Source organism: Limnofasciculus baicalensis BBK-W-15 (assembly GCF_024178385.1).
GTDB classification, from domain to species: Bacteria; Cyanobacteriota; Cyanobacteriia; order Cyanobacteriales; family Coleofasciculaceae; genus Limnofasciculus; species Limnofasciculus baicalensis.
The window spans coordinates 2,383-13,962 of record NZ_JAMZMM010000152.1 but is presented as its reverse complement, the minus strand read 5'-3'; the positions used below and the strand labels follow the sequence as shown (position 1 = coordinate 13,962).

8 protein-coding genes and 1 tRNA gene are annotated in these 11,580 nt (G+C 43.0%); 7 read left to right on the top strand and 2 right to left on the bottom strand.

The features are described from left to right. Window positions 1-416: 416 nt before the first annotated feature. The 7 genes from NJ959_RS15705 (at window position 417) to NJ959_RS15675 (ending at window position 7,019) form a co-directional block, all read left to right on the top strand. Window positions 417-554, top strand: coding sequence for a hypothetical protein (locus tag NJ959_RS15705; protein ID WP_254012680.1), 138 nt, complete (start codon window positions 417-419; stop codon window positions 552-554). A gap of 9 nt (window positions 555-563) precedes the next feature. Next, complete coding sequence (gene aroQ, locus NJ959_RS15700) at window positions 564-1,037, top strand: type II 3-dehydroquinate dehydratase (protein ID WP_254012679.1); 474 nt, start codon at window positions 564-566, stop codon at window positions 1,035-1,037. Further along, window positions 1,037-2,035: an ADP-ribosylglycohydrolase family protein gene (locus NJ959_RS15695; RefSeq protein ID WP_254012678.1), complete on the top strand. Its 999-nt coding sequence runs from the start codon at window positions 1,037-1,039 to the stop codon at window positions 2,033-2,035. Before aroQ ends, NJ959_RS15695 begins: the two co-directional genes overlap by 1 nt. A gap of 281 nt (window positions 2,036-2,316) precedes the next feature. Continuing rightward, window positions 2,317-2,733, top strand: a complete 417-nt coding sequence (locus tag NJ959_RS15690) for a helix-turn-helix domain-containing protein (protein WP_254012677.1) — start codon at window positions 2,317-2,319, stop codon at window positions 2,731-2,733. Window positions 2,734-2,957: 224 nt separating this feature from the next. Then, window positions 2,958-5,534, top strand: a complete 2,577-nt coding sequence (locus tag NJ959_RS15685) for an HD family phosphohydrolase (RefSeq protein WP_254012676.1) — start codon at window positions 2,958-2,960, stop codon at window positions 5,532-5,534. 132 nt (window positions 5,535-5,666) lie between these two features. Continuing rightward, window positions 5,667-6,719: a D-alanine--D-alanine ligase family protein gene (locus NJ959_RS15680; protein WP_254012675.1), complete on the top strand. Its 1,053-nt coding sequence runs from the start codon at window positions 5,667-5,669 to the stop codon at window positions 6,717-6,719. Window positions 6,720-6,945: 226 nt separating this feature from the next. Further along, a tRNA-Asp gene (locus NJ959_RS15675) sits at window positions 6,946-7,019 on the top strand. Window positions 7,020-7,298: 279 nt separating this feature from the next. Here NJ959_RS15675 and NJ959_RS15670 read toward each other — a convergent pair. Beyond that, entirely contained in the window at window positions 7,299-11,156 is a 3,858-nt protein-coding gene (locus NJ959_RS15670; RefSeq protein WP_254012674.1) for a hypothetical protein, read from the bottom strand. A 67-nt stretch (window positions 11,157-11,223) separates the two neighbouring features. Then, window positions 11,224-11,580 (bottom strand): hypothetical protein (locus NJ959_RS15665; RefSeq protein ID WP_254012673.1); only part of this gene is annotated, 357 nt, incomplete at its 5' end.

Sequence of the window (11,580 nt, the reverse complement as noted above, 5' to 3'; positions counted from 1 at the left end):
GGGGACAAGGGGGAGTTTAAACTCAAAACTCAAAACTCCCCCCACTCCCCACTCCCCACGGACTTTGCAATACTTTGGTTATCTGTGCTACCCTAATAAAAGTTCACGATTGAGAGACCTTCTGTGTCGAATAGCTTCTAGGAGGAGTTGCTGATATTCGTTTATGGGTCAGATTAGTTAATTTTTCAGATTTTGTCTCTTGTCAGATTGAGACATTTGAGATTAGAATATTTAGTGTAAGCAACCCCGGTCTAAAGACATGTGGCTCTCAGCAAATAAACTGAAGCCGTGGTTACCAGCCTAAGTCTTAACTGACTACGTTTGTCAATTGATTGGTAGGAGCAAGTTGCTGTTCTGAAACCACATAGCACTGTTTACAAAAAAACGCAGGCTGTCTCATAGGAGATTTCTGTTTAATGGATTATATAGAAAAAGTTTTGGAACAATTGAAAGAATGGGCACGGAAGCTCATTGAAACCCTCTTGGGGCCGGAAGAAGAGCCGGAACCAGAACTAATTCCCATCCCGGTTAACGAACCAGGTCGTCGTCGGTAGTGCATTAAAGTGTCTAATAACCCTCAGAGTCCTTTAAGTATTCTGGTACTGCACGGTCCCAATTTGAATCTCCTAGGACTCCGAGAGCCAGAAATTTATGGGGCTGTTACTTTAGCTCAGATAGATCGCATTCTAGAAGAGGAGGCGATTCATCTTAATTGTGCCATTGTAGCAATCCAGTCCAATCATGAAGGAGTATTAGTCGATGCCATTCAAGAAGCCCTAGGTAAACATCAGGGGATTTTGATTAATCCAGGAGCATACACCCATACCAGTGTAGCGCTGCGGGATGCTTTGGCAGGGGTGGCTCTGCCAGTAGTCGAAGTTCATCTCAGTAACATATACCAACGGGAATCTTTCCGACATCATTCATTTATTGCTCCCATCGCGGTTGGACAAATTAGTGGCTTTGGTGCTGAAAGTTATCGATTAGGATTGCAAGCTCTACTCCATACTTTGAGAAAATCGGCGAGAAGCAATTGATGCAGTACTCACTTTTAAGTCGGTTTCGTGGAGCATTATTGGGTAGTTTAGTAGGGGAAATATTAAGCAGCAGTCCAGGAAATAGCGGAGTGTTTGGAAATAGTGTAGATCTGAAAAATATCAACATATTCTCTAACCAAAACAAAGATAGTAGCTCAACTACCTCCCAAAAAACTATTTCCAATTGGAGTGAGATTGCCAATAGCAGTATCGAAAGCTTAATTCGCTGCGGCACTCTTGATGAGGAAGACTGGTTACAGGAAGCAGGAAAGGTAAATGAATCTCTATCGTACTTAAAGAGAAAAGCAAATAGCAACGAAACTGCGATCGCAACCCTGCCCATCGCACTATTCTTCCATGAAAATCCCGTCGCGTTACAGCAAAAACTACAGGAAGCAGCAGAAATTTGGTTATCCGATATCGAGGAGGTTGCGGGAGTATATGCGATTGGTTTAGCGATCGCACTTACCCTAACGGAAAACCTTAACCTTGCTACCTTAATTCCCCACATCCTCACCAAGCTAAAATCGTCTCAAACCCCTCTAATCCAACAACTAGAAGAGGTACAAACCCTATTAGAGCAGAGAGTGGATTTAGAAACAACCTTATGCCAACTGCGACGACTACAAAGTAATCAAATTAAGCAAAAGAATTGCCCCAATACTTCAATTGCCTTAGCCTTTTACTGTTTTCTGAATAATCCAGAAGATTTTCGCATCAGCATCACCCGTGCAATTAGAAGTGGTTACCAACCCCAAATGACTGCTGCTATTACAGGTATATTATCCGGTGTTTATAATAGCATGATGGGTATTCCAGTGGCTTGGCGCGTAGCTGCACAGAGGAGTAATATTTGGCAGAAACGGCAACAACTTGCATCGCGCCTCCTTGCGGTTTGGTCTGGAGTTTCGGATATTAGTGAAATAGAGCTGAGTAATCTGGTAACTGTGGCAGGAGCAGGTGCGATTCAGTCGAGATCGTATTTGCAAGGTTTTTGAGTCTAAATACAGTAATTTTCCGGTATGTGGGGTGTGGAAATGTTACGGCTTCAATATAATTTGAGAATACGGGAAAGACTTGACGCTTATCGACAAGTTACCTTTCCAGCGATGGGGGATTACTGTGACACAGCGGTTCCCGCTGTTACGAGGTACAGTAGCAGAAATTAACAAACCAATTGCTTAAATGTTGAGGATCAATTAAGTGTACCTCATTACTGCGAAAACCGCTGTTATGCGGTACAATAAAAAAAATGAACATCATTCTGTAATCAAAGGTAATGAAAGCATATTCAGTCGATCTCCGAAAAAAAATAGTGGCAGCACACTTGGTAGAAAAGATGTCAATCAGGAAAGTAGCCACCCGATTTCTTGTTAGTAAAAGTCTAGTTCAAAAACTGGTAAAGCAACAACGATTTGAGGGATCTTTACAACCAAAGCCGAGGGGAAAACCGCAATTCAGTTATCTAACTAATCGGGAAACAGAAGTCAGAGAAATGGTGGGAGAGCATCCAGATGCCACTTTGGTAGAGTTGTGTGAATTATTTGCACAAAAGACTGGACATTCGGTGAGTCGTGCTGCTATGTGTCGCTGTTTACAGAAATTAGAACTACCTCGTAAAAAAAACATGGTACAGTCGCCAAGCGGCGACAGAAAGAGTCCAAAAATTAAGAGTAGAGTATTGGGAAAAAATTAAAGATATCGAGTGTACCAATGATTGAAAAGGAAAAATTTGTTTGTGAGGATTGTCGTCATATAGCAGATCCTGATATAGATGCGGCTATAGTTATTAGACAACGGGGTGTGGGGTGTGAAGGTATACAAATAAGATATACAAATTAAAGGCGTGACAGCTTATAATAAGTTTTGGTAGGTTTCAATCAGGTGCTAAAGCTCAGATCAAATGGCAATTCATCCACTATGAAAACCCTTTACTCGTTGGCGCAATTGTATCGAAAATCTGAGGAGCTTCGCACTTGGCTGTTATTGAGGGTATCGGAAGCATTTGTGGGTGAGAAGAAAGAGCGATCGCAAAAACGCTTCACAGATAGTATTTTATCAACTATCGGTACAGAGACTCCTAACTCTCCAACCCATGAGGCGGTTAGCGAAGCGAAAATAGCGCTATCATCTACACCATCCCCAACTGATAGGCTAAAACAACATCAACTCTATCGGTTACTCTCTAAATACGGTGGAGGGCAAAAGCACCAGAGGCGACAAGGTAAAGAAAGAACCCCTGTGATGTGGGTAATAGCAGTAGTTTCCCTAACGAGTGTAATGGGGAACCGCTTTTACAATCAACCCAAGCTCGATGTCGGTAAAGCTGCTCCCCAAACCATCAAGGCTCCCTTCAATGCCAGCGTCGAGGATACCAAAACTACTGAAGACAAGCGTAAGGAAGCTCTTACCGGATCGTTTCCTGTTTTAAGAATTGACAAGTCTATCACCCAAGACATTGAGGAAAATCTCCACCACTCTTTGGGCAAGATGGAAGAATTGCGAAAACTGAGCGGTTCCTTTCCTTTTATCCAAAATACCATACTTTCAGACTCGACTCAGCAGTATCTACGCCAAATTCAGGAATGGGAATGGCAAGCAATTATTGCTTTTAGCAATAATAATACCCAAAGCAACTCCTTCGATGGAACCCAAAATAGTGAATCGCTGAATGTTTCCTTCATCCAAGCAGTGCAGGAATTAGAAAATTACCGCCATAACTCCTCCACCAAAGCATTCTCAGATTTGATTAATGCGATCGCTTCTTCTCGTCAAAATTACAATCGTGCCTTGCGGGAACTTTCTGAATCGGCGGCTACTGAATCTTACCATCACTATGATAGCTCATTTCTCAATCTATCAGATCCCCAGTGGCAGCAAACTAAAATAGGCATTACTCAGGCATCCGATCGCATCCTCGCTCAAGGGATTCCACCAGGACTACCCTCTGATATCTTACAGGAAGCAGTTAAAGTTCAAATAAGTTCCCTTGTCCCTATTGAGGCTCAACCTGTAGTCATACAGATATTCACCAACATCTTGCAACCTAATTTAAGAGAAAATAAAGAGCAAACTAAACGCAGAGCAGAGCAAGCCGCCCAAGCAGTAAAGCCTGTGATGGTTTCTATAGCGCAGGGGGAAGTCATCGTCAAAGCTGGCGAAGAAATCACTCAGGCAGATTTTGTGTTACTGGATTATTTTGGTTTGAGCCATCGCGAGATTAATTGGACTGCTCTACTGGGATTTGGTACTCTCGTAAGTGGCGCAGTTACCATTGTTTGGTTAGTGGAGCGACAATGCCATCCCCGTCTGAGACGGCGCGACCATATTTTGCTGTTATTGTTAAGCTTAACCACACCGTTACTCAGCACATTTGGTGTACTATATACAGATTTACCTGCAATTGGGTTATTAGTGGGTAGCTTTTATGGCTCTAGTTTGGGGCTAACTGTTGTCACTCTCCTCACTGGATTGGTAGAGTTTAGTATGGAGGTGAGTTGGGAATATTTACTTGCTAGCGCGGCTGGGAGTATAGTTGGGGCAATGATGGCGGGGCGGATGCGATCGCGCGAGGAGTTGGCTGTGCTGGGCGGTGTAGTAGGATTAACCCAAGGAAGCGTTAATTTACTGCTCAATTTGATTTCTAGTGCTAGTGCGGGTTCAGTTTGGTATGCAGTGCTACCTGGAGCAACTGTTTATGGCTTGGCTGCTTGGGCTTGGAGTGTAGTAGCACTGGGGTTATCTCCATATCTGGAGCGACTGTTTGACTTGGTAACACCAATTCGTTTGGCAGAATTATCTAATCCCAATCGCACCCTACTCAAGCGGTTAGCTACTGAAGCACCGGGTACATTCCAACATACTTTATTTGTGGCTTCCCTTGCAGAAGCTGCGGCACGGGAACTTCACTGTAATGTGGAACTAGTTCGAGCTGGTACATTATACCATGATATTGGGAAAATGCACGACCCATTGGGATTTATTGAAAATCAAATGGGCGATCCTAATAAGCACGATGAAATTAACGATCCTTGGCGAAGTGCTGAGATTATTAAAAAGCACGTCTCAGAAGGATTGGTAATTGCCCGCAAGCATCAGTTACCAAAAGCTATTCGCGATTTTATTCCCGAACATCAGGGGACAATATTAATTGCCTTTTTTTATTTCCAAGCGCAACAGAAAGCCCAAAATGAAGGAGAGTCCCCAGTCAATGAGTCTGATTTTCGCTACGATGGACCGATTCCCCAATCCCGCGAAACGGGTATTGTTATGTTGGCAGATGCTTGTGAAGCTGCACTGCGGAGTCTTAAGGATGTTACACCGGAAATGGTGCTGGGGACGGTCAATAAAATCTTTAAGTCTCGCTGGCAGGACAATCAATTGGTTGATTGTGGGCTAACCCGAGAGGATTTGTCAACTATTGCTCGGGTGTTTGTCAGGGTTTGGCAACAGTACAATCATCAGCGGATTGCTTATCCACAGGGGGCGCTTAAGTGAATGGGGAATGGGGAGTGGGGAGTAGGGAGTTGGGGGAAACTATTTTTTATTTCATCCTTCATCCTTCATACTTCATCCTTTATCCTTCTAGTATTATTTGAGATTAATCTAAACTCTAAACTCGATTGCAAGATGACAAAATTACGGGTGGGACTGCTGTTTGGCGGTCGTTCGGGCGAACATGAAGTATCGATTAGTTCGGCACGAGCGATCGCAAAGGCTTTGATGGCTGGGCAAAATCAGGAAAAGTACACAGTATTACCCATTTATATCCAAAAAGATGGGATCTGGCAAGGGGTAACTGTTGCTCAACAGGTTTTGGAGTCGGGCACTCCTCTAATATCAGATGGTAGTGGTAATTTGTGGCAGTTTCCGCCTGATGTCACAGATGTTGATGTTTGGTTCCCAATTCTCCACGGTCCTAATGGGGAAGATGGTACAATTCAAGGTTTACTGAAATTAATCCAGGTTCCTGCTGTGGGTTCGGGTGTTTTGGGTTCGGCAATTGGGATGGATAAAATTGCGATGAAAATGGCATTTGCTCAGGCTGGATTGCCCCAAGTTAAGTATATGGCGGTTAATCGTGCCCAAGTTTGGTCGAATCCTTGTGTATTTCCGAAACTTGTTGATGAAATTGAGGCAAATTTGGGCTACCCTTGTTTTGTTAAGCCTGCGAATTTGGGTTCTTCGGTGGGAATTGCTAAAGTGCGATCGCGATCTCAGTTAGAAGCGGCTTTGGATAATGCAGCAAGTTACGATCGCAGAATTATTGTCGAAGCTGGTGTGGTGGCGCGGGAAGTGGAATGTGCGGTTTTGGGAAATGACAATCCGAAAGCTTCGGTAGTGGGTGAGATTACTTTTAAAAGTGATTTCTATGACTATGAAACTAAGTATACAGCGGGTTTGGCAGATTTAATTATTCCAGCGGCAATCCCCGATAGCGTTACTAGTCAGATTCAGGATATGGCGCTGGCAGCGTTTACTGCTGTGGATGGGGCTGGTTTGGGGCGAGTAGACTTTTTCTATGTGGAAGCCACTGGGGAAGTCTTGATTAATGAAATAAATACTTTGCCTGGATTTACGGCTACGAGTATGTATCCCCAACTATGGGCTGCGACAGGTGTACCCTTTCCAGATTTGGTGAATCAGTTGATTGAGTTGGCGCTGGAGCGGGATAATGGTTAATCGATAGGATTTAGAGAAAACCTCTATCTGTCGTAGGTTGGGTAGAGCGGTAGCGAAACCCAACTTCGTTGATGGCTGTTGGGTCGAGGTACGAGACCCAACCTACACAATACTAGTACCTCGACCCAACCTGCACAATACTAGGGGAAAAAAGCTAAAAATTTTTTCTCGTTAGGGGTTGACAAAATCAGAAAAGCGAGTAATGATTGTATACGGCTCGGGAATTGGGACTGTAGTTCAATTGGTTAGAGCACCGCCCTGTCACGGCGGAAGTTGCGGGTTCGAGCCCCGTCAGTCCCGTAGAAATTGATAGAGAGTAACCCAAGTTGCCAGTTGTAACACAATTGGTTGGCTAAAATTGCTAATGGCTAATTGCTAATAGGATATAAAACTTGGGATTTATTGCATAATTTGTCGTCACGCAGAAAACAGGGCGAAGCATACCCCAAAGAGAAACATTTATTCATATCCATACCCTTCACCCTACCTCAAGGATAAGTCGAAGTTTTGTATTAAGGAATGTGGGCTGCTTAATAATCGGAATGGTGCGTTAGCTTGCGCATAACGCACCCTACGAAACTAATCATTCACTCTAATTCGGAAGCGGATGAATCCAGTATTATTGGGTGCAAAAGCCGGGATATTTCCAACATTAACTAATATCGAGCCATTGGGATTAGTATCGCTAGGGCAGGGAGGCTTGGTGGCAGGTTCCAAAATTGAGAAAAATCGTCCTTGATCCGAATCTGAATTATTGGTAAGATTGGTTTCTCCTGCGCCGAAACGTAACTTCATTCCTTGACTTGCACCAAAGGTATCTGGTTCAAAAACTGTTCCTTCTGGAATAGCATCGCAAATTCTAATATTTTTAGCTGTATCTGTACCATCAGAGAGGAAATAGATAGTATATTCTACTAAATCTCCAGGGAGAACACCACCATCATTTTCTAGTTGAAAAACGCCTACTGGTGGAAGTTTAGACCAAAGTGGGGAATCGTCACTCACATCATTGGGATCGTTAATTACGTTGCCAAAATTAACTCCAGCTAGGGGTGTATTATTGCGCAAAATATTAGTAATCCGTTTCACTAAACGGAATGAAGGAGTGCCGCTTCCTTTAATTACAACAATAGTTGGTTCGTCATCAGTAGGTTCCGTGGGTACATTTCCTGTCTCTACATTATCGCCAGGAAATACTTGAGGTATTTCTTGGGGACCAGATACTGCATTTGTTACTGATAGAGGTAAAGTTCCGGCAGAGGAAGTAGCTTGAGCTTGGTTGACAATCTGAGCATCGGGTGGTCCAATTACTTTAACTTGGTATTTGATAATAACTTCACCCCGATATGCACCAATTTTACCTTTATTAATGGGATTGGTGAGGTTAACATCTGTAGTACCGTTAAAGGTAGGATTACCTTTAACTGTAGTAACAATATCTACAGCAGGATCTGGTGGTGTACCGCCATTGTTTGGTGTAAAACTGTAACCTCCGGCAAATTCAACTAAAGCGGTATCGATTTTATCTGTAACTATAAAATCTGTGACTGCTGCACCGAGACTAGAGTTAATATAAGTAATGGTATATTCCAGAATATCTCCTTTGGAAACTTCACCATTGCCATCTAAATCGCTTGCCAAACGTACAGACTTTGTGCCAGTTGGTGTCACAAAGTCGAAAAGCTTAATAATAGTTGGATTGAAAGCACCTGGCACTCCTGCGGGTTGTAGTACGTCGCCACCTGGACCTGGAAAACCAGAATTCTGAGAGCTTCCAGTACCGCCAGGAGCAGTTACAGTATCTGCGGCATCGCTTAAAGCTGGCCTGCCATTATCACCATTGAAGTTAACTACTGCTTGATTTTCCAAGCTTCCTGCTGCACCTGGTCGAATTCTGGCGCGATAGGTAACTGTGGCACTACCACCTGCTGCTAAAGTACCTGGAGTAGTGAGAATTGTGGGCTTATTTGGATCTCCTGTGCCGAATTCTGGTATGTTTGGTGCAACTGTCAAAGCTGGATTATTAGGAGAATTATTTACTACTTGTACCGAACCTGGTAATACTTGCAGGGCGGCGGGAATAATATCTTTAACTACTGTATCGGCAATCCCTAAAGTGGGGCTGGGATTATTAGTTCGGATAGTGTATTCCAAAATATCACCGATACTTGGCGTACCGGAACCATCAGTATCTTCTGCCCATCTTACTGATTTTAATACTTTGGGTTGAACTACAACTGTAATTACTGCATTACTGGTATTATTACCTGCACCTATTCTATTTGGGTCAGTGGGATCTGTAACATCATTGCCGCGCAAAACTTGGGATGTATTGGGAATAGTATTAATGGCAATTGTTGGGGAAACTGTTCCTGTAATTGTGTAGGTTGCTGTTGCTCCGTTTTTCAAGACAACAGTTGTATTAATTGCATTTCCACTACCACTAGTTGCACCGCAACTTCCTTGGGCTGCTGGAACAGTACAAGTCCAGTTTACTCCGATAATATTGGCATCGATAGTATCAACTACATTCGCTGGTGTAGCAACGGGTACATCGCTTGGTCCATTGTTTTTTACGGTTAGAGTGTAGGTAATTAGATCTCCAGGGAATACTTGAATGGTTTTTGCTGGAGGTATCGCTCCTGCGCTAACAGTTTTTTCGATAGCTAAGTCGGCTTGGATGAGAGAAATTTCTGGGTTAGTATCAAGTCCAGGGAAGGGGACAAATACCCAAGTATCCATCCCTTTATTGTTACCAAAATTACCACCACCAGTAAAAATATGAACAGGTGTACTTGAACTGTCTGCACCATTGAGGAGATTATCAGGGTTGGGAATTCCTGGTGGTTTTCCTGGTCCAGGAATATTGTCAAAAATTGAATCGTTGTAATAAGTAAGTGCTTGTGTGCCAGGAAGATTCAGGAGGGAGATACTAACCCCACCTGAATTTTCTACATCCAGAAACGGGAAGTGAGTTTCCCCTGCATTAACCCTTAAGTCAATTTTCAAGGGTACAGTAGTAGCAGGTACGGGGTTACCTTCTCCATCTTTCCCATCCCAGAATTGAGTAACATTTGAGCTTCCAGGAGCAGTACCCAGTAGGATGACATCTTTTGGATCGGTATACGATCCATTCCCATCAATATCAATTCTGAGGGTATAGCTTTTTGCTGTAGTATTGGGATTGAAAAAGCCAAATGTCCCACCACCTCTATAATTTGATAGACACGTTGGATTGTCTGGATCTGGAGGAGCGCCATTTTCAATAAAAGTACCCATTTGATTTGGGGTATTTTCACAGCCTAGAAACTGAAAATTTGTAAACTTAAGGGGGCCTTGAGGTACGGAGGCAAACCCAAGGCTAGCCAAAGCTGCAATCGCATCTGGATCTGGTGGATTAAAGAAAATTTTGTTGGTAAAATCAGTTCCGCTATCTGGTAAGTTGGGTCTTTGGAAACTAGTTCCTGAGTTAAGATCGGCTGTATCAATAGATCTGTAGATGGCTGTATTGCCTTTCGTAAACCCACGGTTATTCGAGAATAAAATAGCTCCATCTGGGTCTAAATCTGTCATGTTAGCACGGTATTGATAACCGTCTTTGGTAGCGACATAAATCTGAGTATTAACTTTTTGAAAAGCTCCTGCTAATATCGCTAAATAATTGGTGAAAACCCGACCATTTACAGGATTCCCATTTGCAGTTACTGTAATATCCCAACCAGCAACTCCGGTTAATTGTGTGGTTCCGTTTAAAATGGTAGGAGCTAGTGAGAGAGGAAAAATCCCCGAAGGTTCCCCCTCACGATATCGTCCTCTAGGTCCGGTGAAAACAACTGTGTAAATGCCATCAGCAGTGGCTATGTAGGTACAAGGATTGTAACCTCCGGCCGCAGGCAATGGTCCGGCTGTTTCCTGAGCGCGAGTGGTAATCTTCCCTCTTGTCAAGTCATTAAGGTTAATCCGCTGTTGAACGCAGTTCATTAAAACATCCGGATTAGTTGCAGGATTGATACTATCCGTACCAAAATTTGTATCGATATTAACACCTGGCCTGTATATCAGCCCATTACCCACCCGGTTAGCATCCATTGGGCTGCCACTTTCCCCCATCGCACTCGATCCCACATTAATTATCTCACCAGCTTTGGCATAAACTTGCAGAATAGTTCGCCTTGGAATACCAAAGCTTAGAGGTGCTGTGCTTGAATTTGAAGGTGGATTTAGAATGCTATTATCTTCCCGCCATTCAGTTAGGAATCTATTCCCACCCGGAAGAATTATTTGCCCAGTTCCCTCAGCCCGTACAGGTTGACTCCAATAACCCCAAGTTAATAGGGTAAGCGCTAAACTAATTAACCGCCATTTTTTACTGTTACCCTGATGGAAAATGTATCGACGCAAATGGATAATGATTTGTCTTGAAATTTTATAATTCATAATAGAAGCAGCACTAAGCTGTAGAGCAGCGAATTTGACCTGATGATGTTTGTCTAGTCTTGAGATATTATGGCGATTTTATGCCAATAATTTGATGAGTAGGATATCCCGCTAAATCGCCTTTTTTCAGGGTGACTTTGAATGGGATTAAAAGGGGAATTTTGAATGAAAATTGTTTTTTCTTTAATTTTAATTCAGATTTTGCCCCAGAATTACTAAGCCAATAAACCGCCAGAGAATAAATTCTCTGTCTGATAGCTAAAGTCGGTTGAAACCGACTCAATTTCCATATTTCAGTCAGTTTTAACTGACTTGAGCTATGAGACAGTGGTTTTAACCACTGGCGGTAATGAAAATAAACCCGAAAACCCGCCAGAGAATAAATTCTCTGTCTGATAGCTAAAGTCGGTTGAAACCGACTCAA